Annotated in this window: 26 protein-coding genes and 3 pseudogenes; 8 read left to right on the top strand and 21 right to left on the bottom strand. The window is 59.7% G+C overall.

What is annotated here, in order from left to right:
- Positions 1-456: pseudogene (locus R4P65_RS30865) on the top strand (hypothetical protein); the annotation flags it as partial.
- A gap of 183 nt (positions 457-639) precedes the next feature.
- Positions 640-1116 carry a class F sortase gene (locus tag R4P65_RS30860; RefSeq protein WP_317829349.1) on the top strand — a complete coding sequence of 159 codons (477 nt, stop codon included), beginning with the start codon at positions 640-642 and terminating at the stop codon, positions 1114-1116.
- Positions 1117-1190: 74 nt separating this feature from the next.
- Here the strand turns inward: R4P65_RS30860 and R4P65_RS30855 are convergent, their stop codons facing one another.
- From R4P65_RS30855 to R4P65_RS30790, 14 genes and pseudogenes are all read right to left on the bottom strand, one after another.
- Positions 1191-1505, bottom strand: a complete 315-nt coding sequence (locus R4P65_RS30855; protein WP_317829348.1) for a hypothetical protein — start codon at positions 1503-1505, stop codon at positions 1191-1193.
- A gap of 72 nt (positions 1506-1577) precedes the next feature.
- A protein-coding gene (locus R4P65_RS30850; protein WP_317829347.1) for an IS3 family transposase occupies positions 1578-2743 on the bottom strand; the annotation gives its coding sequence in 2 pieces (ribosomal slippage) (positions 1578-2485 and positions 2485-2743; 1167 coding nt in all).
- Positions 2744-2936: 193 nt separating this feature from the next.
- A complete protein-coding gene (locus R4P65_RS30845; protein WP_317829346.1) occupies positions 2937-3101 on the bottom strand; it encodes a hypothetical protein in 165 nt (54 codons plus the stop codon).
- A 41-nt stretch (positions 3102-3142) separates the two neighbouring features.
- Positions 3143-3766 carry a hypothetical protein gene (locus R4P65_RS30840; protein WP_317829345.1) on the bottom strand — a complete coding sequence of 208 codons (624 nt, stop codon included), beginning with the start codon at positions 3764-3766 and terminating at the stop codon, positions 3143-3145.
- A 117-nt stretch (positions 3767-3883) separates the two neighbouring features.
- Positions 3884-4183 carry a hypothetical protein gene (locus tag R4P65_RS30835; RefSeq protein ID WP_317829344.1) on the bottom strand — a complete coding sequence of 100 codons (300 nt, stop codon included), beginning with the start codon at positions 4181-4183 and terminating at the stop codon, positions 3884-3886.
- Positions 4180-4488 (bottom strand): hypothetical protein, encoded by a 309-nt coding sequence (locus R4P65_RS30830; protein WP_317829343.1) that lies wholly within the window; start codon positions 4486-4488, stop codon positions 4180-4182. The genes R4P65_RS30835 and R4P65_RS30830 overlap by 4 nt, the downstream gene beginning before the upstream one ends.
- A 334-nt stretch (positions 4489-4822) precedes the next feature.
- Positions 4823-5176, bottom strand: coding sequence for a hypothetical protein (locus tag R4P65_RS30825; protein WP_317829341.1), 354 nt, complete (start codon positions 5174-5176; stop codon positions 4823-4825).
- Between the two features lie 14 nt (positions 5177-5190).
- Positions 5191-5655 (bottom strand): DUF1272 domain-containing protein, encoded by a 465-nt coding sequence (locus tag R4P65_RS30820; protein WP_317829340.1) that lies wholly within the window; start codon positions 5653-5655, stop codon positions 5191-5193.
- 66 nt (positions 5656-5721) lie between these two features.
- A pseudogene (locus tag R4P65_RS30815) lies at positions 5722-5976 on the bottom strand (SOS response-associated peptidase family protein); the annotation flags it as partial.
- A 230-nt stretch (positions 5977-6206) separates the two neighbouring features.
- Entirely contained in the window at positions 6207-6404 is a 198-nt protein-coding gene (locus R4P65_RS30810) for a hypothetical protein (RefSeq protein ID WP_317829339.1), read from the bottom strand.
- 258 nt (positions 6405-6662) lie between these two features.
- Positions 6663-7895 (bottom strand): hypothetical protein, encoded by a 1233-nt coding sequence (locus tag R4P65_RS30805; protein WP_317829338.1) that lies wholly within the window; start codon positions 7893-7895, stop codon positions 6663-6665.
- 34 nt (positions 7896-7929) lie between these two features.
- On the bottom strand, positions 7930-9147 hold the full coding sequence (locus R4P65_RS30800; RefSeq protein WP_317829337.1) for a Dabb family protein: 1218 nt from the start codon (positions 9145-9147) through the stop codon (positions 7930-7932).
- 12 nt (positions 9148-9159) lie between these two features.
- On the bottom strand, positions 9160-9672 hold the full coding sequence (locus R4P65_RS30795; RefSeq protein WP_317829336.1) for an aromatic-ring-hydroxylating dioxygenase subunit beta: 513 nt from the start codon (positions 9670-9672) through the stop codon (positions 9160-9162).
- Positions 9669-11003 carry an aromatic ring-hydroxylating dioxygenase subunit alpha gene (locus tag R4P65_RS30790; protein ID WP_317829335.1) on the bottom strand — a complete coding sequence of 445 codons (1335 nt, stop codon included), beginning with the start codon at positions 11001-11003 and terminating at the stop codon, positions 9669-9671. Before R4P65_RS30790 ends, R4P65_RS30795 begins: the two co-directional genes overlap by 4 nt.
- Positions 11004-12026: 1023 nt before the next feature.
- On the opposite strand from R4P65_RS30790, the gene R4P65_RS30785 reads away from it, so the two are divergent.
- Positions 12027-12794: an IclR family transcriptional regulator gene (locus tag R4P65_RS30785; RefSeq protein ID WP_317829334.1), complete on the top strand. Its 768-nt coding sequence runs from the start codon at positions 12027-12029 to the stop codon at positions 12792-12794.
- A gap of 206 nt (positions 12795-13000) precedes the next feature.
- On the opposite strand, the gene R4P65_RS30780 is transcribed toward R4P65_RS30785, so the two are convergent.
- From R4P65_RS30780 to R4P65_RS30755, 6 genes and pseudogenes are all read right to left on the bottom strand, one after another.
- Positions 13001-14203, bottom strand: coding sequence for an amidohydrolase family protein (locus tag R4P65_RS30780; RefSeq protein WP_317829333.1), 1203 nt, complete (start codon positions 14201-14203; stop codon positions 13001-13003).
- Between the two features lie 61 nt (positions 14204-14264).
- Complete coding sequence (locus tag R4P65_RS30775) at positions 14265-14627, bottom strand: cupin domain-containing protein (protein WP_317829353.1); 363 nt, start codon at positions 14625-14627, stop codon at positions 14265-14267.
- Between the two features lie 5 nt (positions 14628-14632).
- Positions 14633-15448, bottom strand: a complete 816-nt coding sequence (locus R4P65_RS30770; RefSeq protein ID WP_317829332.1) for an HpcH/HpaI aldolase family protein — start codon at positions 15446-15448, stop codon at positions 14633-14635.
- A 7-nt stretch (positions 15449-15455) separates the two neighbouring features.
- Entirely contained in the window at positions 15456-16451 is a 996-nt protein-coding gene (locus tag R4P65_RS30765; protein WP_317829352.1) for an NAD(P)/FAD-dependent oxidoreductase, read from the bottom strand.
- A 132-nt stretch (positions 16452-16583) separates the two neighbouring features.
- Positions 16584-16895, bottom strand: a pseudogene (gene fdxA / locus R4P65_RS30760) (ferredoxin); the annotation flags it as partial.
- Between the two features lies 1 nt (position 16896).
- Positions 16897-17751 carry a fumarylacetoacetate hydrolase family protein gene (locus R4P65_RS30755; protein WP_317829331.1) on the bottom strand — a complete coding sequence of 285 codons (855 nt, stop codon included), beginning with the start codon at positions 17749-17751 and terminating at the stop codon, positions 16897-16899.
- 324 nt (positions 17752-18075) lie between these two features.
- On the opposite strand from R4P65_RS30755, the gene R4P65_RS30750 reads away from it, so the two are divergent.
- The 5 genes from R4P65_RS30750 (at position 18076) to R4P65_RS30730 (ending at position 23816) form a co-directional block, all read left to right on the top strand.
- The gene (locus R4P65_RS30750) at positions 18076-18687 is read left to right on the top strand and encodes a PadR family transcriptional regulator (RefSeq protein WP_317829330.1); all 612 of its coding nucleotides are present in this window, start codon (positions 18076-18078) and stop codon (positions 18685-18687) included.
- Positions 18688-19047: 360 nt separating this feature from the next.
- Positions 19048-20127: a BMP family protein gene (locus tag R4P65_RS30745; RefSeq protein WP_317829329.1), complete on the top strand. Its 1080-nt coding sequence runs from the start codon at positions 19048-19050 to the stop codon at positions 20125-20127.
- A complete protein-coding gene (locus tag R4P65_RS30740) occupies positions 20099-21709 on the top strand; it encodes an ABC transporter ATP-binding protein (protein ID WP_317829328.1) in 1611 nt (536 codons plus the stop codon). The genes R4P65_RS30745 and R4P65_RS30740 overlap by 29 nt, the downstream gene beginning before the upstream one ends.
- Positions 21709-22908, top strand: coding sequence for an ABC transporter permease (locus R4P65_RS30735; protein ID WP_317829327.1), 1200 nt, complete (start codon positions 21709-21711; stop codon positions 22906-22908). The genes R4P65_RS30740 and R4P65_RS30735 overlap by 1 nt, the downstream gene beginning before the upstream one ends.
- Positions 22905-23816: an ABC transporter permease gene (locus R4P65_RS30730; RefSeq protein WP_317829326.1), complete on the top strand. Its 912-nt coding sequence runs from the start codon at positions 22905-22907 to the stop codon at positions 23814-23816. The genes R4P65_RS30735 and R4P65_RS30730 overlap by 4 nt, the downstream gene beginning before the upstream one ends.
- 134 nt (positions 23817-23950) lie before the next feature.
- On the opposite strand, the gene R4P65_RS30725 is transcribed toward R4P65_RS30730, so the two are convergent.
- The gene (locus R4P65_RS30725; protein WP_317829325.1) at positions 23951-25075 is read right to left on the bottom strand and encodes an XdhC/CoxI family protein; all 1125 of its coding nucleotides are present in this window, start codon (positions 25073-25075) and stop codon (positions 23951-23953) included.
- Positions 25076-25109 lie beyond the last annotated feature (34 nt).

Here is a 25109-nt window from a genome sequence, read left to right as displayed (position 1 = left end):
GGAAACGGCGGCGCCCCGACCACGACGGTCGCGCCTCCCACGACGACAGATTCGAGTGGCGGCGGAAACAACGGCGGAAACAACGGCGGCAACAACGGCAACAACGGCAACAACGGCGGCGGCAACAACGGCAACAACGGCGGCGGAAACGGCGGCGCCCCGACCACGACGGTCGCGCCTCCCACGACGACAGATTCGAGTGGCGGCGGAAACAACGGCGGCAACAACGGCAACAACGGCGGCGGAAACAATCTGTGGGGTGGCGGTGCGGGTGTGAAGCGTACGAACTCGGATTCTTGTGGCGGCCCTGTTGAGCAGCCCGCTGCGCCCACTGTTGTCCATGCGGGTGACGGCATTTCGATGGGTAATGGTGCGGCTGCGGGGAGTGCGATTGTCGGCGTGGGGGTTCTGGCAGTGGGTTCGGGATTCGTCTTGGCTCGTAAACGTGCGCTCTGACCGACGATGCGAAGTTCGATGAATACCCGGGGTCAGCAAACGATGACGCCATCGTGGTTTTCTCGCAGATTTGCCCCAAGTGCGCTGATCGTACTGGGGGCGGTTGTAACTGTCATCGGGGTCGTCGTCGCTTTCTGGTCGCCGGATGCCGATCGTCATGCCATATCGCAGTCTGCACCTGCGGTGAGCACAGGCGCCGCCGCCGTTGCACCGATATCTGCGCAATACCCGCCTACACATCTGCGGATTCCGTCGATCGCCATCGACGCATCCATCGATGAGGTTCGCAACAACCCTTCCGGCGAGCTCTACCCACCTGAAGATGTCGATCGGGTTGGATGGTGGTCACCGGGTGCACGTCCTACGGGTCCTGGTTCGACGGTCCTGCTCGCGCACGTCGACAGTCAAGTCCAAGGCCGCGGGGTGTTCTTTGATCTACGGAGCACAGCCACCGGCGCGGACGTTGTCGTCGACACCGCTTCCGGGCCTGTTCACTACGTCGTGACCTCGGTGGAGGAGTACGACAAGAAGGAACTTCCGGTTGAACTGTTCTCGATTGTCGGAGATCGACGGCTCGTCTTGATCACCTGTGGAGGTGACTTCGATCGGGAAAGTGGTAACTACGATGACAATATCGTCGTCACTGCAACCCCAGCCTGAGACAGGCTGCTCACGGGCTAGGCAAAGAACGTGCCATTGAACGGAGACGAATGCCAGCTGCACACTTTGTTGGCCTATCGTTTTCGTGTGGGGTTTTCCCAGCTCGGCTGCCCGCAGAGGTCAAAGGTGGGAGACCTGGTGATCACCGTTTCCGGTTGAAGATCAGCCTCGATTTCCCCGCAGCCCTCGGCGCATTCCCCGAACTGTCCTAACTGGAATGCGCCGAACAGGGAACGAATGCTCTCCTGCAAGTCCCCGAGCACACTCCAAGACGGCATGTCGCGGACAAACCCGCTGAGGGCGTCTTTGCCAATCAGTGGCCACATGCCGGTGAGCATGGATGCGGCTTGGTTCACCTGGTTGAAGGCGCCGAGGTCGATCCGCGGCAAAACTGTGTCCCAGTTCCCGAGCATGCTCGCTGTTGGAGTGTGTCAAGGTTCTTGGACAGCGACTCGGCGGTTTCAGGCAGCTGCTGCTGCGTTTGGATACTCGGCGAGGGCTTCCGCGGGGGTGCGATAGCCCAGCGTCGAATGCAGACGTTGCCGGTTGTAGAACACCTCGATGTACTCGGCGACCGCGAACCGTGCCCGGCTCCGGGTGCCGAACCTCTGCCGGTAGTACATCTCGTTCTTCAGAGTCGCGAAGAACGACTCGGCCGCCGCGTTGTCCCAACACACCCCTGTTCGCCCGACACTGGTTCGCAGGTACCTCGACTCGGCGAACTCTGCGAATCCCGTTGATCTGTACTGACTTCCGCAATCTGAATGGAACACTGCGCCCGTCCTGACGTGCCCACCGGTGACGGCCATCTGCAACGCGTCGACGATCAGCGACGTGCGCATGTGCGACGCGGCCTGCCATCCGACGACCATCCGCGTCGCGAGATCGATCACCGTCGCCAGATACAACCATCCCTCACTGGTGCGTAGGTAGGTGATGTCACCGACCAGACGCACGCCCGGAACCTGTGCGGTGAAGTCCCGGTCGATCAGGTCCGGGATCGCCGCTACCTCGCCGGCAATCGTGGTCCGCTTGTACGCACGTGGTTGCACCGCGCACAATCTCAGCTCGCGCATGATGCCGGCGACAGTACCGACGCTGACCTCGATACCGTCCCGATTCAACTGGGCGGCCACGCGCCGGCACCCGTACGTCTGCCGCGACGTGTCGAACACCCGCCTGACCTGCTCGCGCAACCCTCGCCTGCGCGAGGCGGTCGGCGTCTCGACCCGGACACGCCAGACATAGAACGTCGACCGCGGCACATCCAACAGTGTGCACATCCAGCCGATCGAGTAGTTGGCCTTCTCCGCTTCGATCAACGCGCAGCGCTCGGCTACGGGTGTGTCCTGGCGAAGAAGGCCGCGGCTTTTTTCAGAAACTCGTTTTCCATCCGCAGCCTGCGGATTTCTGACTCCATCTCCGCCACACGTGCCGCCTCCACAGGGTTCGTCGCGGTCGCCGGGTCGGGATTCTCCTCCCTCCACGCCTTGACCCAGTTACCGAGCGTGCCCGGATTGATCTCCAGGTCCCGGGCGACAGCGGTGAGTGAACGTCCCAGTCCGACAACCATTTGCACCGCTTCCGCCTTGAACTGCGGGCTGAACTGACGACGCTTCTCGGTCATGTACAGATCCTCTCTCATCCCGAGATTCACTGTCCAAGATCATTGGTACACCCCAAGCTAGCCCACGTCTCGATGCTGCTGCCGCCAACCACACGCACAGCCGGGTCCTTCTCACACCCCTGAACAGGGCAAACGACACGCCCCCTCGTATCCCGATGGCGACGTCCTCTACTGCTTGGATCCGGTAGTGCCGTCAGGTAGCCGGCACAAGATTGGCCAGCTTCGCCGGAAACGGGTACTTGCCGGGTGCGTCCGCGGTGGATTCGATGATTGCGGAGTGAGCGTCCTCGTCGACGCTGACGATCGTGAACACCGAGACGCCTCCGGTCCCGATTCTCACTTGGTCGGCCTGCTGCACGAAATTCTCCTCTGTCGAGATGCCGATGACTGCCTATCTTCTCAGCTGCTCGTCGACGAATTTCCGGCTGTCTCATTCCACGACGTCGCGGTGAAGGGGTTCGCGAGATTCGCTGGTATCGCGGCGATCGGGGTCGACATCGGGGTCAGCAGGTAGTCCGCAGACCGTGCATTCTGCATCGTAACGATGTCGCTGCCGTAGATCCAGCCTGTCGGGTCGACTTGGTTCCCGCCGCCACCATCCCTGTTCGACTCCCCCACACCTGGCAACAAGTCACGGGCGCGTGCCTCGGCCCCGTTCCACAGCGAGAGGCCGGGATTACCACCGACACAGCCTCCGGCGATCGACCCGATCGACACGGGCGTACCCGAACCCTCTACAAGGGTCGTGGGCCAGAAGTCCTCGGTGGCCGCATGCGTGGCGGGGAGAGGGATCTCGGAAGACGGGCACCGGTCGTGATCGCCCCCGATGCCCACCCAGATCAGCCGCGGAGCCTTTCGACGTCGCCACCGTCGTTCGGCCGGATCGTTGAATCCGCGGATCCAGTGCCGGCCCTGCGCATCAGTGATCGGCGTTCCATCTGGAGTAGCGCGCAATTGCTCGGCACTGCCATAAACGCGCCCCCGGTTAAGTGCTGCGTCGAAGTCGCTTTCGTAGCTGGCCATCATTCCCCTGTAGTTCGTCGAGTCACATTACTGATGCGTGCGTGCCGGAATACCCCGATCTACCAGTCGATTTCGAGCACCTTCGTGGAGCCGGTCAGCGCAGCATCGCGATGAGGATCAGGCTGAATCCTCCTGAAGGATCTCGCGGGCGGGGCGGTTCCGGTGATCGCTGAATACCCGAAGGTGAGTGGACAGAAGGACAAGCCCGACCAGAATCGCCATTATCACTGGGGAGTAGGTCATCATGAAGTCGCGCGCTGCGGTGGGGCATTGCGGTGCTCCGGTGCTGCCCAACAAGGTGGTGTAGCACTCGGGGGCTGGTTCGCGGGGTACGTAGCGAGGCTGCATGAACAGTCCTGCAAAGGCAGCGACCACAACGATGTCGATCAGCATGAGGACCCGGAACGGTGTGATCACTTCGCCGACCCCCTTGGGTCCTCAGTTCTCTTGACCCCGCGTGTTGACCTGTTCGCATCGCGGAGATTCTCTACGGCCTCTGCGGCGCCGAAGACAATGCCGGAGGGTGCATTCGGCCACCGCACGATGACTACGAACGGCACGAGGATAAGAGCCATCACCACCACAGACCAGTCGTTGACTGCACCTGCGATCAATGCCGCGCCGGTCGACGCGACTATCGCGTAGTGAGCGACAGTGTCGAACGTCGTGGGGGAACTCATCGCGCCCGCCGAACCTTCGAGTGCTGCGAGAATCTTCCACACCGTTAACCCTTCGTGTGGCGTAGGCCGCACAGATCAAATGGTTGATCTGAAGTTTGCGTCCTTCGCGGGCAATGAATGCGAGAACCTCGCTGAATGCGAGAACCTCGCTGCTGCTCGCTGGTGCCGGTTCGGCCTGAGGGGTGATCTGGATTTCGTCGAGTGCCAGGTGCTTCATGGTTCTTCTCCGTTTCGTGTGGGCATGTCAGAACAGGTGGGTGGCGCGGTATTCGTTGGTGCCAGGACATTCTTCGACGGCCGCGGCGGTGAATTCGGTGATCGGGGGTCGCCATCGGGCGCGCTCGGCTTTGCTGATGTGGCACCACATCGTGGTGTCTCAGAGGTCGAGGTCCTCGTCGCCTTCGCGTGCGATGAACGAGTCCGGGGATTGGTGGGTCAGCGCGGCCAGGGCGAGGAGTTGCTCGAATGAGGGGTAGCGGGTGCCGGCCTCCCATTCGTCGACTGCCGGCTCTTGTGCCCCACATGCAACGTCGACGTCAGGGCCGTACAGCTCGGCGGCGTCGAGGGCGCGGGTGATCCGGTACGGGACCAGCGCGCCGGTGATCCACTGTTCGTAAGCCCGGTCATGGGCAGCTCGGCGCTGCGCCGCAGTGAAAGCCCACTCGGCTCGTTTCCGCAGACGCGCTGCTGCACGGTCCCCGGCTGCACGGAATCTGGTAGGTGTCGACATGGTGTGCTCATCGGTCACAGCGTCTGCGGTTTCTCGTCGGCGCGACCTGCGTCCTCACTGACAGCGTGGCCGGCAGGGGTTCGGAACACGTCTTCCCCACGAAGTGTGAGAACGGTGATGAGAGCTTCTCGCGGTGTGCAGTCGGGACGCATATGACGCACCTCGATCGCTGCCAACCTTTCCCCGTCGGTGGCCTTGATCTGCGAAATCAGATCCCGCTCGGCATCGGTGAGCTCGAGGACGCCGGAGGTCTTGTGCTGGGCGAGGTAGCTACCGATTCGACCTGCCCATCCCCGACGAATCGCTCGGGCTTGCGCGATGCGACGAGGACGCGCGGTCAACTCGCCGCCGCAGTTCGGGCATTCGTTGTCCATCGCCGCTGAGCAGTCGACGCAGAAGGTGCATTCGTAGCTGCATATTGTTGCGGCGTTGTCGAGGGCGGTGCGGCACCTCTCGCACATTGTTTTCATCGCCAACATCGCCGCTCCTGGAGTCGTCTCGCCTTCCCGCGCAGTGCACCTTCCGGCGCAGTGCATCTGTCAGCGTCAGAGAACCACACCTGCCCGGAATCGGCCTACGTGGTCGACCTGCCTTTGGGCAGGACAATCAGCGGGTCGTCGCTGGGTCAGTTTCACTGCGGCCCCGACTTCGTACGGTTCGAGATGCGGCTCCGGAACGGAATTGATCATGGCCTGGACCACGTCTTTGTCGGTGAGGTTCGGGTCGAGCCAGTGTTCCCAGAATGATTCGGGCAGGATCAGCGGGGATCTGTCGTGTATGTGTCCCGTGGAATCCGTAGCTGGCCCTATCTACCCCTCAACCAGTGCCCGAACGGCTAAACGCAGGGTGAGCAGGAAGTTCAGAACCCTGCGTTCCCACACATGGCACCGAATAAGGCATGGCGGCGCACTCGTCGTGGTCACAACGTCGGCGACCGAGACGAAACGATGGTCGGGCACCGGAGGGCGATCCATGCGCTCAGAGAACCGCTTCTGTCTCCACTGTTCATCGCACGCAGAGCCAAGACTCGTCAGGGGCCGAAAATCGCAGCCGGGTCATGTCTTTCGCCGCGGAGCTCGCCAGCAACGATCGCCTGCTCGATGGTCAACATGCCCGGCGCCAGGCCGAGCACCACCATCGGATCTGCTCGAAGGACCGTCTCGGGTTGTCCGTCGAGTTCGATCGCGACGCGGGCACCCGTTTCGTCTACGCGAACGGCGAGGGTCATGCCGTCGACCTCGAAGCCGATGATCGCCGGTACCGCTGTTCGCTTGCCCCCCCATCAGTGATTCGAGCGCGACCACCAATCAATGAGGTTGGAAACTGTCGCCACGCGGACCGACAACCATGAGCGGCGTGCTCCAGTTCACCAACGCTGTGACAGCGCCGTACGACGGCATCGGGCTGGTCACGTCATATTCTCCCAGTTTGCCGCGTTCAACAACGTGACAGTGCCGTTCCTTTCGACCTGCCCCAAGTTTCGGAATCAGCGACGCGCGGTATCGACGGCAATCCGCTCATAAATGTCAACGCAGTCGAGCATCTCGTCCAGGGAAATCCGATCGACTCCGTCCGGCGACGGAAGTGAAATGAATGGTCCTACTCGTGCGGTATCAATTCCTGCCGCACGAAAGACGACGCCATCCGTCGATCCTTTCCACCGCGAGATCACCGGCAGGTCATCTGATTTCACTGTCTGCCAGTGTCTTTCAGCAGAGCGCACGATGGCCGATAATCGAGGTGTCGCGGCGCCCTGATCGATATGGACGATATCCACATCAATACGCACGCATTCGAGATCCAATGCCGTACCTCGAATGGAAGAGCGTAAATACCCGCCCAGTGATTCCCGGATGATCACAGCGTCGATCTCGCCGGGATGCACGAGGTAGCCGTACAGTTCCACCACTGCAGGAATCAGATCCGGCTTTGCCTTGATCCCACCGCGAATCGCACCCAAACCGACTTCGGCGCCACACTGCTCACCGGCCTCTGCAGAATCCACATAGCCTCGACCCCACTCCTCAATGGCCTCGATGATCAGACCACAATGCCGCAGCACCCCACCTTCGGGCGAATTGGTAGCCCGCCACATCACTGGACCCCACTCACCTGAAAGGCGAACTCGGAAATAGAGCGCACCCGGTTCGTCGTACAGAACCCCTCGCGGTCCGGCCTTCGCCACAATCACATGTCTCGGGTGTGATTGTGCTGCTAGGTATTCCGTAACTCCGGTCCGTCTTCGCGACGGGCTGTCAAAAGCTGATTCGAGTGTGCGGTGAGTACCGCCCGCAGCCAATAACAGTTGCAGGCGATACGGTCCTGACATGTCGGACACTTTTTCGGCCGCCAGTACAAACGCAGTGAGGGCAGCCGCTGCCGGTCCTTTGGCGACTCCCAACCCCAACCCGGAAACAATGCGAGATGCACCGTCTAGCTGAAAGCACTCATCCCGCACCACATCACCAAGAATTGGACGATCCACCACCAGATCTCCGAAGAGCGACGTGTCCAGGTGTGAATAAAGGAGGAGTCCGCCGGTTTCAGCATCTCGCGAAGCTGTCACCAGCACCGAGGACGAATGTTCCCCGTCGCCCTCGATGAGCTCCCAACGAAGGTGGGGAAACTGCGACATACCCCAACTGACGATGGACTCCGCAAGAAGTCGTTCCTCACCCGCGGGGCTCGACACACTGGTCAGCAACTCGAGCGCCTCCATGAGGAGGCGCTGACGAGTCGCGACCGGTGTCAGCTCAGAAACGTTCCCAGTCATCCGACGCTGCTCGCCATACATCGATGTTTCGGGGGTCAGCCGTCATCCGTCGCGCCTGATGAGTCTCGTGCTCCTCAGAGGTGAAAACACGATGTCCGTCGCACAATTCAATTCGGGGTCCGTGCTGCGGCTCATAGAGGTAGAAGGCGATCGAAGTGGATGCCGAATGATTGACGATATCGGAGGCGATGTTCACGTCTTTGTAGAGCGCCTTCGCGCGTCCCCTCATCACGTGGTCGAGGCTCTTCATCTTGAAGCAGAGATGGGCAACGTAGTACGAGTTGTCCTGCCGCAGTGCAAGTGAATGATGGTATCGATCTTCGCCGCGAATGAAGGAAGAGGCACCGAATCCGTCCGAGATGATGAAATCTGACGCGAGGAATCCGAGAACATCGAGGTAGAAATTCTGGGACTCACGATACGCCGGCGTGGACAGGAATGGGTGAACGATTTCGAGGGGGCGCCACTCTACGAGGGGCGGTTCCGCGTATTCCTCGAACCCGGTAAAGATTTCGATTGTCTGACCATTCGGATCCTTGACGGCAAATCCGTCTTCGACCAACGCCGCAGCGCGCGGATGCATGTCGAATACCTCAATGCCGTTGTCTTCGAGTCGCTGCCGAATCTCGGCAAGCACAGTCGCCGACTCTGCACTGTAACCCAAAGCAAGACAATGGAAATCGGATAATGTTGTGTCCTCCACCAGCTCGATCACATGGTGAGAGATATCTGCGCGCATAAATGCATGCTCGGCCGAGCGTTCTTCCAGACTCAATCCGACGTGATCGGTGTAGAAGTCGATCGAACTGGCCAGGTCGGGCACAGCGAGCCGCGCGTACTCGAACGCGTAAGGACCGCGCGGCCGTGTTGCGGTAGCAGTCATGGGATCAGTCCTATTCAGATGATACGAATCGACCGTGACGATTGTCTGTCGAGCGATTGCCGGTCGCCATTTTTCGGCCACGAACGATTCGTGTGATGGTCCGTTGAGGTATGCGTTCAGCTCTGTACGACTGGGGAATTCGACGGTAAATACATGAGACATCGTGGTGTCTCGTTCGCTGATGTTGGGTCCCAGTACCCAATTGCTCATGGCTGGATATTGAGCGGGGAAGGTGTCGAGTTCGTCGAGGATCGCTTGCCGATCCGTTTCCTCCACCTCCGGTTTGAAACTGAAGGCGACTACGTGCTTGATCATGTCGCTCCCCCGTTAGATGATGAAGCTCAGTCGTGCACCGGGAGTTAGCAGTTCATGCGAAAGCACCGAACGCCTGCGCCGGAAGCGAAGCCCGGACTCCGTGATCTCGAGAAGGTGCTTGTAGTAGCCCACGTAGCACTGGGTCGTTTCGTCGCGGAAGCGGTGAATCACGAACGACGCCTTGATCTCGACCAGATTTCCGGTTCGTTCGCCCACTGCGACATTGCTGATCATGCGGTGCACACGAGATTTGGGGTTCTCGGCGTGTGCCTTGCGACTCTTGAGTCTCTTGACCCTCGCCTGAATCAGGTCGTAATTGTCCAGGATGAAGAACCCGCCGCCGCGTTCGTCCCAGCCGCTCCAATCGGTAGTCGGTACCTCGTACACTGATTCAGAGGTGAAGAGCGCCAACCAATTATCCAACTGCCACGCGTCAAGAATCTCGGCCTCGCGGTACAGAAACTCCTCGACGTCGAAACGAGAGACATCCGCATGTTGTGTTGTGGGTGTAATCGATGCAGTCATGACTGATCCTCCTCCGCCGACCCGTTGACCTCTCCTACTGCTCGGCTCCAGTGACGCCAGAAAGTTCGCATCTGACCTTCGTCGATGGAACGCCCCTTTTCCCCGCGTACTTCGGAGATCATTCCGCGCGACATATCGCTGTAGTCGTTGATTCCACGTCGGTCACCGGCCGTTGCGACGATGCCACGCTGCACGGCTTCATAAGCCTCGATGTCGTCCGGCGTGGCCAATCCTCCTGGACCGACAAAGCTGGCCATGGTTCGCAGGCGGATTTCGCGGGCCTGGTCAGACTCGTCGGTGGGGACGTATTGCCAAGCGCGGACATCAGTTTCACCTGCTGCAAGCGGCTCGAGCTGACGAATGGTCAGGGCTTCGAGGTCGAAGAGCAGGAGATTCGGGAAGACAAAGAGTATTCGGCTCGCATCACCGACCGTGTCAGCACGCTCACGTCCGAGCCTTTCGGCCATCTCTTCCCGTGTTTTGCGGGTGCGCTCTTTCTCTTCCTCGCCGAACCGGGGCTCCCACAACATTCCGAGACGACCGTTGTGACCGGTGAGCACCAGCATGGAATGACCGTTGCCGAGGTTGTATCCGTACTGATCGTCGTCGGTAACGTGAAATCCGGTTTCTCTCAGATACCCGACAAACGTGTTGTGTGTAGGAGCGAAATGGTAACCGTCCATGGCATTTTCGACGGCAAGCTTCCAGTTTCCTTTGATGCCGTACCGCTGAATTCCGGGCACCGCGGCCATGCCGGCCGCACTCTGCTCGGTGGCCATGCTGATGACATCCGCTGCAGCGCCTAGGTGCTCTTCCAGCGAAGGTCCTTCCTCTGCGAACGAAATGAAGACGAATCCCTCGTGGCTGTCGACCCGCGGAACGGCACGCAGTTTCACCGAATCCCGAAAGTCACGTGAAAAGTCGTATGCATCCTCGCCCGGGATAGCTGCGATCTCGCCTGAGGTTGTGAAAGTCCATGCGTGATAGAAGCATTGAAGGTGGCGGGAATTTCCTTCCGCCTCACGACACAGTGTCGTTCCGCGATGCGGACAGGAGTTGAGGAATACCCTGATTTTGCCTTCGTTGTCGCGGACGAAGATCAGTGGCTTACCGGCTATCACCCGAACTCGGTAGTCGTTATTCCTCGGAATCTCGGTCTCGTGTCCGAGATAGACCCAGGTCTTCATCCATACCCGTTCGCGTTCGGCCGCGAATACCTCGGCGGATCGGTAGGCCTCGCGGTCTACACGAAAGGTCAAGTTGTCCCAGTCTTCTCGAACAAAATCGTTGCCCAGTCGTTCGGGTACATGCTGGGTGGTGCTTTGCGTCATGTTGTCAATCTCCTACAGTCGTATCTCGGGCTGAGCGAGAAACGGAGGGTTTGTGAACAATCTTTCGAGTCATGGTGCGATACAACGCTCAATGAGATTCGGTACGCCAGGTTGTTTCGCCAACCCTCGCCCGTGCTCATCTCACGGTCATTCCATCTGGGAGCAGGCTTGTCCGGTCAGGAGGTCCTGACAGTGATCAGCTGCAGCGAGTTCCAACCAGTCTCTGCTTGGCCTCGTCGAATCCGTCCCCAGCCTCTCGCCGGTTATCTACACCACCGCGGCTCGGTGACCGGTCGCGAGACGGTCCGCTGCGATCATGCGCCATAGGTCGTGAATATCCCCGACACGCGACTGGTCGGCAACCTCGAGTTCAGCGCACTCCGTATCGAACGCCGCTAGTTTCGCTCGTCGCTATTCCACTACCGCGCCGTGCAGCCTCAATCTTGATCGGAGTGAGAGTTTCATTCGCTGTCATTGATCGTCCTTGCGTTCGTGGCCGCGTAGCAGTTGCTAGATCGAGGAGTGCGACGACCGAAAGAGGCGGACAAAGGCACCCTCTCGACGCGATTCTCGACACAGCCGAGAGTATCAATGCGTGTCACTTTGCGCAATGGTATATCGCATATGGATATGATAGGGCTGGGAGGACCTGGTGCCGGCACCGCCACGAAAAGGGGGTCCGACTCAGTGACATGACAAACTGACAAAAGCTATGCTCAGCATTTAACCGTAGTCGAACCGGCGCACTCGCGAGTGTGTTCTGACTGATATTGCCTGGTTGAAGTACATTTTGGGCGGCCTTCCCACTGCCCGATTCGACCACATCGAATCAAGAGCAGCGCAGATGTGAACCTTGCCCCCACAAGGCATCCGTTCCACATCGCAATATGTAACACCAGAAAGCAATACACAACGATCGATCAGGACCAGCAGTACCTACCCACAGGCTGCGATCCGAATCGATGCATTAGCCAGTCACGCATACCGTAGGCTCTGGGGAAACAATTCGAACCCGGGGACACGATGACAAAGAAAACCGATCAACCCGATAATGCTGCTGAAGCCAGCCCCAATGCGATACAGGCCGTCGAACGTGCTGCGATGATCCTGTCCGCATTCACCGTTCGCAAGCCTTGGCTGAGCCTCAACGAATTGACCGCACATCTCGGCACCAGCAAACCCACTGCACACCGCTACACAAAAGCCCTCCGTGCTGTCGACCTACTCCGTTACGACGAAGCCAAGGCACTGTATTCGCTGGGACCCCAGATCTTGGCGCTGTCGTCAGCGGCCCGTGCCGGACTACCCATCATCACCGCAGCCGGCCCCTTCATGGATCGCCTCATGCGGGAGATCAACGAAACCGTCGTGTTGAGCATCTGGGACGGAAGCGATTCCGTTGTAGTTGTCCGCGCCGAAGACAACACCGACCGAACCACGAGAGTCAGCATTCGAGCAGGCACTCGGCTGCCGCTGTTCACATCCGCGCAGGGTCGCATATTTTGCGCATACGTCGACAACGACGAGAATCCGATACTCGTCAAGCGAATGGGCCGGGTTCCCGGATTGCGGGAAGAGCTTCGGCGAGTACGTTCGAGCGGCTTCTCAGTTAATTCGCCCGACGGCCACGGAACCAGGACCATCGCCGCACCAGTATTCGCCGATGGCGAGGTAGTAGCAACGATTGCAGTAGTCGGGACCGCAGAATCCATCTCGGCAGCGCCCGAATCCCCCATGGTCCGCGCATTGCTGCAGACGACCGCAGATCTTGCATCCGGACTAGGATCCTGATTCTTACTGGGGCACAATGTTTTTCGTCACTTGTGCCCCAGCAATATCAATTCTTTTCACACGATTCGTCTGCCGGCTCCTACCCTGCACAGCTATTCGCATCTGTTGTCCGGACCTTTGACAATGCCTTCGATATCGGAAAAGTGCCGCCAACCGTCGCAGACGGTTGGCGGCACTTCTTCGACAGCAAGGCTCTCAAGCACGGTTCAACAACAGGTTCCGTCGTCTACTGGAGCCAGATGGCGCACGTTCGTTCCGCGCCACGGCACCTGATCCACAAGTTCGCCCCGATTTACTACCAGTACCGGTTCCAGTCGTTTCACCGGCAGTCGATCATCACTTGCGTCCGGCAGAATATCGGGTTCCGTCAACTGCTCGAGGACTGTGATCGATGCCATCCCGCCCTCTGCCAAGACTCCGTATCCGTCCACGCTGATACCCAGAAGCTCAGCGGGACGTAGTGTCGACGCAACAAGCACATCGGACAACGGCATTCCCAGTGCAATCATTTTCGACATGACCGTCAGTAGGTCGTATGCAGGTTCACGCCAATTGCGCAGGCTGAGATCGGATCCGATCGTATCTGGATAAAATCCTTGTTCGAGTGCGATTCGCGCAACTCGATAGGCCAGTTGCGTCGTACCGTGGCCGACATCGAACAACACACCGCGTTCCCGCGCTGCGAGGGCGGCCTCATTCAGCCGGCCTCCATCGAGAAGCCCAGCGGACTTACCGTGGAATGAATGTGTGAGGATGTCTCCTGGACGAAGCTCGTCAAGAACTTCCTCAATCGAACATGCTGTCTCCCCGAAGTGCACCATGACGGGCTTGCCGATGCTCTCGCCTACTTCGATTGCTGCGCGCAAATATTCGAGTGGAGTTTCAGCTGCCTGACTTCGGGAGAGCCGAACCTTGACGCCCTTGACAATGTCGGGGTAATCCTTGCCGACTGCAATTGTCTTGTCCTGCATGACTGCTGCGGGCGACGCGAACTCGCTCACCTCCATGTTCGACAGACCCACCGAGGAAATATTGACGAACCCCACCACTCGGCACGGTGAATCCTCGACAATGTATCGACGAAAGCCTTCAAAATTGCTGCAACCGAAGCTACCTGCATCGGCCACTGCCACAACACCGCGTCGAAGGTGCGCTTCCACCACTGGAACCGACTTCTCGAAAACGCCGTCGTAGACATGAGTGTGCATGTCGACCAGGCCCGGAGAAACGATCTTGTCACGACAATCAACGACATGTGTAGCGGTGCCGGCGATGTCTTGGGCAATTCGTGCGATATGACAACCTTTGATGGCAATATCTGAGGTGCGGAAGGTCCCCGTCGTGGATTCGAAGACGTTACCTCCCCTCAAAATTATGTCGTACTGCCTGACAGAGGTATCTTCCGGCATTCGATTCTCCAAGTACTAGTAGTAGTACGCAGCACCCTGCGTACGAGATGACAGTTGTGAGTTACCGATATGCACGAAATCCACTGCCCTCGTAATCTTTTCGAGGTGGCGCGAAAACATCGATGTTGATGCAAAATTCGGTGACCGGTTCGATGTAATGCGGCCGCTTCGCGGGCACGAAGAGCATTGATCCCGCTCGCATCCGGTGCGGTATTTCGTCGACGTAGTAGTCCGCTTCGCCCTCGAGAATCAACGCAAGTTGGTCGAAGTCGTCATGCGAATGAGGACGAAGCACCATGCCGCGGGACAAATGATGCCAACACAGCATCACGTCAGGTGTCGAGTAGATCTTCCGGCGCACTCCGGGGCGAATTGTTTCTTCGTCAATCTCGTCCCAATTCACGGCTACGGGAAGGTGCTGCATGTCGTTCACGATTGCTCCTGGATGGTCCCGATCGGGTCGTACGTAGGTTCAGATTCGGGTGCCGGAATCAATGTGCGGAGTCCACTTGCAAGAATCTGAAGGTCTGATCCGATCACGGTGTAGCGGTCGCCCCATCTTGTTGATGTATCGAGTGACGACCGATCTGCAACCCACGATCCGGTCGGAACTCCTGCATCGCGGGCAGCATCCCTCAACCGAACGCGCTCTGATCGATACGCCTCACCGTCTGTGGCACCCGCAGCTCCCAGAGCGACGGACATATCCGTAGGGCCGTGGAACGCCACATCGACTCCGCGCACTATCTGGTTAAGTGGGTCAGACAAATTCGGAGACTCGATCTGGACAACGAGCACGGGCGGCTGCGCGACCTCTCCTGCCAGGTATTTCGGAATCCCTGAGCGGCCGAAATCGGCCTGGCTGTGAGCAAGACTGATACTCCGTTTCCCCGAACGGGCGTATCGTGTCGCCATTTTCAAATCGTCAACTTGCTTACGCGAGAGAACATTCGAGAGTTGAATGCCCACTGCCCCGGCTTCCAACGCACGATTCACGTACCCGATATCCAGCGTAGGTATACGGACCAATGCCGGAAAGCCAAGTGCACATGCATATCCGAGAAGTTGACGAACACTGTCGTCACCGAGTTGAGAATGCTCGGCATCGATGACAACAAAATCAAGCCCGGCGGTGTGCGCGATATCGACGACGCTGCGATCATTGAGCTTGACGAATGTCCCTATGACACTTCCAGTCTCGGCCAACCTTCGGCGAAGACCAGCACGCATATCCAGCATTCGCATCGACATCTCACACCGCCATCTCTGAGGAATGCCCCGGCGAGGCCGACCACGATGAATTGACCAGCGGCGCCAAGTTGTTGACAGCGGTGGCAGCCTCAGCGAATCCAACGGCGATGATCCTGATCTTGCCGTCGAAGTCTGCGATGTCACCGACCGCGTAAATCCTGGGTATGTTCGTCTGCATCGTACGGTCGACGAGGATACGACGCTGGTGGAGCTCGAGTCCCCACTCCTGCAACGGCCCCAGTTCCGCCAAGAAGCCGAGCGCAGCCACCACCGTAGTCGCGGGGAGCGTCGTACGGTCGCCGTGTACACCGCGCGCGACCACTGATTCGATGCGCTCGGTGCCACTGACAGATTCGATTTCGCATGAGGTAAGTACGTTCACCGACGAACTGCGAAGCTGAGCGACGCTGTGTTCGTGCGCACGAAAGCTCTCGCGCCGATGCACGAGGGTTACCGACGATGCGACGCCTTCCAGGGCGAGCGCCCAGTCCACCGCAGAGTCACCGCCGCCGACGACCACAACCTCGTGCCCGGCTAAGTCAGCCAGGCGCGGAACAAAATACTGGAGACCGCGGCCGAGGTAATCAGCTGCCGGTTCGAGCACGCGCGGTTCGAAGTTACCTATTCCGCCGGCTATGACAATGCCCTTGGCAGTGAGGGTAGTCCCCTGCGCGGTAGTCAGTTCCACGCCGTCGGCAGAGCAACTCAACTTTTCTGCGCGCTCACCGAGAACCCAGAGCGGCTTCGCTTTTTGCGCCTGAGCAACAAGACCATCGATGAGTACCTGCCCCTTGACCTCTGGGAAACCCGCAATATCGAAGATTTCCTTCTCCGGGTACAGGGCAGAACATTGGCCACCGGGCTCCGGTAGCGAATCCACGATCGCGACGGACATACCTCGAAATCCCGCGTAATAGCCGGCATAGAGCCCGACCGGACCCGCCCCGACAATCACTACATCGACCTCATGGTTTCCGGACGGGCCGACGCCGTTCATACCCGTCGGAACCAGCGGATCTCGCACCGGAATCCGCTCAGCGGCGGTCTCCGGCATCGATGCCGCACTGGCGAGCGGTGTGGTGTGGGTTATGTACTCCGGCTCAGCGGTTTTCACGGCGGGCGCCGTGAGCGGCAACGCCGCGACGTGCGGGTGATCGACGGCGAGGGGACCAATCTTGCGGGCACCTCCGGGTGAAGGCATTCCGAGGTTCACGAATACGGTCTCGTTGATCTCGCGGTACGGCAAGCGGTCTTCAGGCAAATCTTCTTCATGGAAAATTGAGATTGTCGGACAAACCGGTTCGCATCGGCCACATTCGACGCATTCGTCAGGATTGATGTACATCATTCGCGGGCCTTCGTAGATGCAATCCACGGGACACTCTTCCATACAAGATTTGTCCTGGATATCGACGCACGACTCTGTCACCACGTAAGCCATGTCACCCTTCCTTCATAAGCTCGCGAAGCGAGACCGAGCCCGAACGAGCACCGACGGTATTGACCAACGGCGCGCAGGTTCCCACCGAAATCGTCACAACATCACCAACATTCAAATATTGCCCGGAATCAATCCCCCGTCCTTTCGGTCCACCTGTGAGCACGACATCTCCGGGTAAGAGAAGCGCGAACCGTGAAATACGGGCGAGCAATTCCGGTACGGAATAGACCAGCTCGCGAGTGGAAGAATCCTGCCGAGGTTCTGAGTTCACCCAACTCCGGACCGCAATATCGTCGCGATTCTCGACACAAGACAGCGGCAACAGTGTCGGACCGATCGCCGAGAACTGTGGGAAGGACTTCCCGAGCGTGGGATTATCCGTTGCCTTCATCACGTCTCGGGCAGTGGAGTCGTTTGCGGCAGTGATCGCGGCTACGTAGTCCCACGCATGTTCCTCGGACACGTCACACATGTGCCGACCAATCACGACGGCCAGCTCGCCCTCATAGTCAAGCTGGTCTGCGATTGTGGCCGGAGCCCCGATCTCCGCACCCGGATTCGCCAGGCTGCTCGGAGCTTTCATGAAGATGGTCGGATTGCCCGAGCGAACAAACTGCGTCCACGTCTGCGGTCGATAATTCGATCCGACACCCCATATCGAAATCCGACGTCCAAGCGGGGTCAATACCCGGGCATCAGAGAATGCGATCTCGTTCCGAACCGGCGCCTTGCGAAGCTCCTCCAATGTGGATCCAGCCGCAAGAACTTCCGAAAGATCCGCAAACTCTGTGGCCAGCAATGTAATTGATTCGCCCTCTAACACCCCGATTCCGTCATCGGTAAGAAGTAGCTCCATGTCTCGTATATTGCATTGTGAGACGACATGATGTCAAGCAATACGCAGTGGCGTGCACACACTCTGCGGCCACTGCGCCGGAACGGCCCGGCTACAGCGCCTCCACCAGCACAGCTGGGATCGATGCACGAAGCCAGAGCGCCGGACTGACACTGCCGGTCGATCACAGCCCACCGCTGTTAATATCAAGCAAGACAATGAATTTCAGTCGACCCGGGGTTCCAACGTGGAATTGTTGATATATTCCGTGCGGACCATTTACGCGAATGGTCAAGAAATAGTCACAGTCGGCTTTCCGTCGACGGATTGTCAGGAGGGGTCTGAGTGGAACTCGCGGGTGACGTGCCACTGACGCCCCTGGGAATCACCGTCCTGGGCCTACTGTCCGAGCGTCCGATGCACCCCTACGAGATGTATCGACTTGCCTCGGTTCGCCGGGGGGATCAACTGGTGAAGATCAAGCCCGGCTCGCTCTATCACACGGTGTCCATCCTGGAAAAGCGGGAACTTCTCACCTCGATCGGTACCGATCGTGAAGGAAATCGTCCTGAGCGAACGACCTACGGGATCACCGCACGAGGCCGGATGGCCCTCGAACACCAAACGCGTGAGATGCTGGCAATTCCAGTGCGGGAGTATCCGCGACTGCCACTCGCACTCGCCGAAATGCACAACCTCCCGGCCGCGACCGCGTGTGAGATGCTTCGAATCCGCCTCACGCATCTCGACGAGACAATTGCGAAATTCGAGGCCGACTGCAAAGCGATAAATGGCGCGGAAAAGCCACGAATCTTCACGGTGGGCGCCGACTACGCCTACGCACTCACGGTCGCCGAACGAGAGTGGATCAACGCGTTGATTACAGACATCGAGAGCGGCGAAATGCCCTGGCTCTCACAAGAACTCATCGACCAGATGTCCGGCTCCACATACTGAATCTCGAACTCCGCGGCGACTGAACTACGCGATCGACACGACCGGTCCGGCCAAGTCGGATGCGACTCGGGCCGGGCCTGGCCATGAGCTAGGCGATCCTGGCATTCCAGCCCTTGATTCTTCACTCTCTGCCGGCCTGGTGGCGGCGCTTCCACCGTCTCGTGGGGTCGATGCGGCGGGAAATGCTTGACAATCTCGCCCGATGCCCACAGCATATCTCGTACTACGAGTTACCGAATCGCAATGCGAGATGACAATCGTCCGGTACACCACGGCGACAGTCGAAATCTTGCCGACAGTAGTCACCACGTCAGGTAGTTCAAGGCCCGCGTGACTCCACCAGCCCGAAAGGACACACCAGTGAGACCCTTCCAGCGAGGTAATGCCGCAAAGGTGGCAATGGCTGCTGTTGTCGTACTCTCGCTCGCAGCGTGTGCGAGCAACGAAGCATCCGGCAGCGAGCAGGGAAGCAAGGAAACGGCTTCGACCCCAGCGGGGCAGCCGGATGTCAACGGAGACGGCAAGGTCGTCATCGGAATTCTCAGCCCGGGCGACATCAACGACGGGGGCTACTTCCAGAGCTTCGTCGATGGCGCGGAGACGTTCTCAAAGCCCAAGGGCTGGACGGTCATCGCTCGTGGCAACGTCAGCACGGCCGATGCCCTGAGCGCCGCTCGTGCCTTGTGCGCGCAGAAGGTCGACATGATCGCCCTTGGTGCGGGTTCGCTCGCCGACGCGATCCCGGCATCTGAGGAACCTGCATGCAAGAACACCGTCTGGTACGTCCCCGCACAGGGCAACATCGCGCAGACTCCGCGCATCCTGCTCTCCGAGGACAGCGTCAACCAGAACCTTCTGGCCGCGGGCTATGCGGCCGGCCTGCTGATGCAGGACAATCAACTCAACCAGGCCGGTTTCGTCGGCGGACTCGACGTCGAGTTCGAGCGACGCGCCGCAGCGGCATTCAAGAGCGGAGTTCGCTCGGTTCTGCCCGATGCCAACGTGCTGACATCGTTCGCGGGCGATCAGAACGACTCGGCCAAGGCCAAGGAAGCCACCCAGGCGCAGCTGCGTCAGGGCGCAAAGGTCATCTATCCGTATCTGGGCGGATCGACTGATGCTGCTGCCCGCCTTGCCAATCAGGCGGGCGCGCTCACGCTGACACCGGGAACCGACCGGTGCGCGTCGACCGATCCGACGTTCGACATCTCGGTCATCTTCGATCCGGGTTCCTATCTGACCGCGGCGCTCGCACAATTCGCCGACGGCAAGCTCGAGATCGGCACGAAGAAGACATGGAAGATGGGCGTCGACGCCGTTCCAACCGTCAAGTTCTGCAACGGAACCGACGAGCAGAACCAGAAGCTTGATCAGTTCATTCAGGATATTGGTTCAGGAAAGATCAACGCCGATGACGAAGTCAAGCGCCTTGGTTCCTGAGGTCGCGCAGCGGGTTTCCGGGACTGCCGCGGCGGTCCCGGAGCCAGCGTTGGAGCTGCGCGGAATCAACAAAGCCTATGGCAAAGTCGTTGCCAGCGAAGACGTCAATCTGTCGATCAAACCCGGTGAGATCCATGGACTTCTGGGTGAGAACGGTGCCGGCAAGTCGACCCTCATGAAGATCCTTCTAGGCCTGGAGAAACCGGATTCAGGCATCATCCGTATGCAGGGCAACGAGATCCGCATCGCCAACCCGCAAGACGCGCGCAAGCACGGGATCGATATGGTCCACCAACATTTCAGCCTGATCGGTCCAATGGCGGTGTGGGAGAACGTTATCCTCGGAGACACCGGTGCGATCAACCGGTCGTCGGCCTGTGAGCAGATCGAGCACGTGGCCCACCGTTACGGACTGCCGATCGACCCGCTCGCGCGAGTCGATGCACTGTCCGCCGGCGAACGTCAGCGGGTCGAGCTGATCAAGTGCCTTCGCCGTGAGCCTGAGTTCCTGGTTCTCGACGAACCGACCTCGGTCCTGACGCACGAAGAGTCCGAGGAGCTGTTCGACGTCCTGCGTCTCATGGTTCAGTCGGAAAACCGGGCCGTGATCCTGATCAGCCACAAGCTGGCCGAAATCACGGCTGCGACGGACTCGATCACAGTCCTACGCAAGGGACGCGTCGTATTCCATCAGGAAACGTCGCTGACGACGCACCAGGAACTCGCCCGTCAGATGGTCGGACGCGATGTCTCGCTACTGGCCGACGCGGCAGCGGTCGGTGTTCTGCCCGTCCAGGGTGCCGACAGCCGGACGGGTGAATCCGCTTCTGATTTCTCGAACCAGCCGCCTGCCTTGAGCCTGCAGGAACTGACCGTCGTCCAGGACGGCACAGTGCTGCTCGACAAGTTCAGTCTCGACGTCGCTCCGGGCGAGATCGTGGGCCTGTACGGCGTCGAGGGCAATGGTCAGTCGGTGCTCGGCGATGTCCTTTCCGGCCTGGTCCTTCCCAGCTCTGGCTCCGTGTCGGTCCAGGGCGAGATCGTCGATCTGGGGCGTGCTGACGCACTGACTCGCGCGGGCATCGGCATCGTCCCGGAAGATCGGCACCGCTCCGGTGTCATTCTCGCTCTGAGCGTTGCCGAGAACCTGGCGATGAAATCCCTGAACGCTGTCAGTGGACGCTTCCTGCTGAGCCAACGTGCAATGCGGGAGAACGCCCAGCGACTGATGGCTGAGTACAACATCACCGCCCCGTCGGTAGATGCTCCCGTCGGCCGATTGTCCGGCGGTAACCAGCAGCGACTGGTGCTGGCACGTGAGCTCTCCAACCAGCCGCGTGTCTTGGTGGTTGCCCAGCCGACCCAGGGACTGGACATCGGCGCGATCGAAGACATGTACCGCCGCATTCGTATGGTGGCTTGGAAAGGTATTGGTGTGCTGCTGATCTCGACGGAGCTGGAAGAGGTCATGACGCTCGCATCCCGAGTCGCTGTCATCTCCTCGGGCATTCTCAGTGGTGTCCTTGCCGCCGAAGACGTGACCGCCGAGCGTCTCGGGCTGATGGTGGGAGGAGCTTCCTGATGGATGCATCGCAGAATCCGGCCGAGTGGAACTCGACCGAACCGAACCGTTGGCGTGAGCGCCTGGTCGGACTCAAACCTTCACGGTCGACCGCTCAGCTCGCGCTGGTGACGGTCGGGGCTGTACTTCTGGCGATGACACTGTCGCTGGGGCTCATCGTCTGGACCGGTGGTTCCGCGTGGGACGCGGTCAACGCGCTCTACACCGGAAGCATGGCCTCGACGTCCGCTTGGTCCACGACCTTGCTGTACGTCGCTCCGCTCCTGCTGGTCGCGATCGGATCATGCGTCTCGATGCGCGGCGGCATCTTCAACATCGGCCAGGAAGGTCAGGTGCTGATAGGTGCGCTAGCCGGCAGCTGGGTCGCACTACGACTCGCACTGCCCGGAATGTCACTCGTGATCGCGACGCTGGTAGCAGCAACCGTTGCCGGCGCTCTGTGGGCCGGCCTCAGCTCACTGATGTACCGACTGCGCGGGGTCAATATCGTCGTCAGCACCTTGCTGATGACATTCGTCGCGATCCAGATCGTCGGCTTCGCGGTGAGCAAGGACTGGTGGTTGCAGGCTTCCCGTATCGGCGATTCGGTCGTGGAGAGCCAGTCCAATCAGCTACCGGCCAACGCCCGGATGGGATCCTTCGGTGAGTATCCGAATATTCAGATCAATGGCGGACTGATCATTGCGTTGCTGCTCACGGTCGCCATCGCGATGCTGGTGTCGCGCTCGCGGTGGGGCCTTCAACTCAAGATGATGGGCCTGAGCCCGATCGCGGCCAAACACGCGGGCGTCAAGACGGGCCGGCTCTCGGCCTTGGCATTGACCATTTCAGGGGCAACTGCCGGCTTGGCCGGCGCAATCCTGGTCACCAGCCCCGTCGGCACCAATCGCCTTCAGCCTGAAGTGTCGAACGGAATCGGTTGGGACGGTTTACTGATCGTCCTGGTCGCTCGCTCGAATCCACTCATCGCCATTCCCGTTGCATTGTTGTTCGGCATGCTGCGTGCCGGCGGAGGATTCCTGGCCTCGACGGGAGTGCCGTCGTCGTTGGTCGACGTCATGAAGGCGTTGCTCGTGCTCGCCTTCGTGGTGCCACCCGCCGTGATGCAACTCCTCGAGCATCGACGCAAGCGGGCCAAAAAGCCCTTCATCACGACTCCGGTCACCAAAAATCCGACGCTCGAGGGAGCTGTGGCATGACTGCGGCAGATAATTTGACCACGATCCTGTCCAGCGGAATGCGACTGACAGCACCACTGGCGTTCGCGGCGTGCGGTGAGTACCTCGCTCATCGCGCCGGTGCAATCAATATCTCCGTCGAGGGCATGATGCTCGGCGCGGCCTTCGGCTCGGTGGCCGTCGCCAGCGCGACCGGCAGCGCCACAACGGGTTTGGTGGCAGGAGCCCTGGTTGGCCTCGTCATCGCGATGGTCCACGGAAACCTCGTGCATCGCGCTCACATCAACACATTTGTGGTGGGTCTCGTCCTCAACGCCCTGGTCCTCGGGCTCACGACATTCCTGATCGCGATCAGCACCTTCACAAGCCACCAGGTCTCCAAGATCGAAATTCCACTCTTATCAGACCTACCGCTGATCGGCGAAGCCTTGTTCACGGGTCGCTGGCCGATGTATCTGCTGGTGCTGATCATCCCGCTGACCTGGTGGCTGGTCGAACGCAGCAGGTGGGGTCTCGAACTCCGGGCCGTAGGCGAGGACCCCATCGCCGCCGACCTGACGGGCATCGAGGTCAACAAGCGTCGGCGTCAGGCGCTGATGTGGTGTGGTCTGCTGGCCGGACTCGGTGGTGCGTACCTGGCCGTCGGTGAGGTCGGCTCGTTCAACCAGAACATGACCGACGGCCGTGGCTACATCGTGCTCGCCGCAGTGATCTTCGGCGGCTGGCGCCTGGGCCGCACGATGCTGGGTTGCGTCCTGTTCGGCCTGGCCGACGCGATGCGCCTGGCACTGCCCTCGATGGGACTAACGTTGGACAGCCATCTGCTGATGGCGACGCCTTACCTGCTGGCGATCGTAGTGATGCTGATGTTCGCGAGCTCCAAGCGCGAACCTCGAGCGTTGGCGAAACCCTTCCAACGAACTATCTAGAGCGCAACTCGGTCTACGACACCCTCCGCGAACCTCGGAGGGTGTCGCACCGTCCCCAGCCCACCCTCGACCGCAGCGTGCCGGAACGCCGAAGCGATTTGTGCCCTGCCATTTTCGATCCGTCTCAACCGAGATTACAAGGCGCACAGCGAAGCGACGCTACTGCTCACGTCTTGATGGATTGGCGTATCGACAGCACTCAAGGGAGCACCACTGCCCTTGTAGCGAGTCGCGATGATCTCGGCGGCGATCGACACCGCTACTTCCTCGGGCGTCCGAGCTCCGAGGTCGAGTCCGATCGGACTGTGCAGGCGTGCGATATCGGACTCGTTCACGCCTGACTCCCGCAGCCGACGGTTTCGATCCTCGTGAGTCCGCCGACTCCCCATCGCGCCCACATACAGAATTGAGTGGTAGCGAAGCGCTGTCGAGAGCAACGGAACGTCGAACTTCAGGTCATGGGTGAAGACACACACCACGGTGCGTGAATCAATGCGTCCGGCGGATATCTCGCGTTCGAGGTATCGGTGGGGCCATTCGACGACAACATCATGCGCCGCAGGGAATCTCGATGCAGTGGTAAATGCTGGACGAGCATCGATCAGGGACACTCGGTAGCCGAGTTGTTTGCCTTGTTTGACTACGGCCCCGGCAAAGTCGTTGGCTCCGAATACCAACATACGAGGAGCCTGCGTGTGCGGCGCAATCAGCACCTTCTGATCGGGGTACGTGAATACCGACGTCTGACCGCTCGCCAGCGCACGGCGAGCATCAACGGCAACTAACTCTTCCAACGGCGCTGAGTCGCAATGTAATACGGCTTCAGCACTCAGTACTACGTGCTTGCCGAGCATCCCCGCGTCGATGTGCTGGACAACCGTGGCAATCACCGCAGGCACGTCGACACGAAGACTGGTGATCAGCGAAATCATTGCCGCACTGTTCGATACCGAGATCGGTTGGACGAATACGTCGATGGTCCCGCCGCAGGAGAGACCAACTGAGAAGGCCGTATCGTCGTCGACACCGAAGTGCTCGAGAGTGGATTCTCCAGTTTCCTGCGCGTACTGGCATGCAGTAAATACGGCTCCGTCAACACACCCGCCCGAGACCGAACCCATGACCCGCCCGTCGCCGGTGACGATCATCGAACTTCCGGGTGACCTCGGCGCCGAGGCGAACGTCGATACAACTGTAGCGAGTCCGAATGTTGCTCCGGCGTCGACAAGTAGGGCCACATCGTCAACGACGTTATGCATGACAACCTCCAACACAACGATCATCGATCCCGCG

It is taken from the genome of Rhodococcus sp. IEGM 1318, from assembly GCF_033142465.1.
Classification (GTDB): domain Bacteria; phylum Actinomycetota; class Actinomycetes; order Mycobacteriales; family Mycobacteriaceae; genus Rhodococcus_F; species Rhodococcus_F qingshengii_B.
Note: the sequence above shows the minus strand (reverse complement) of the source record. Positions and strands in the feature narration are given on the sequence as shown.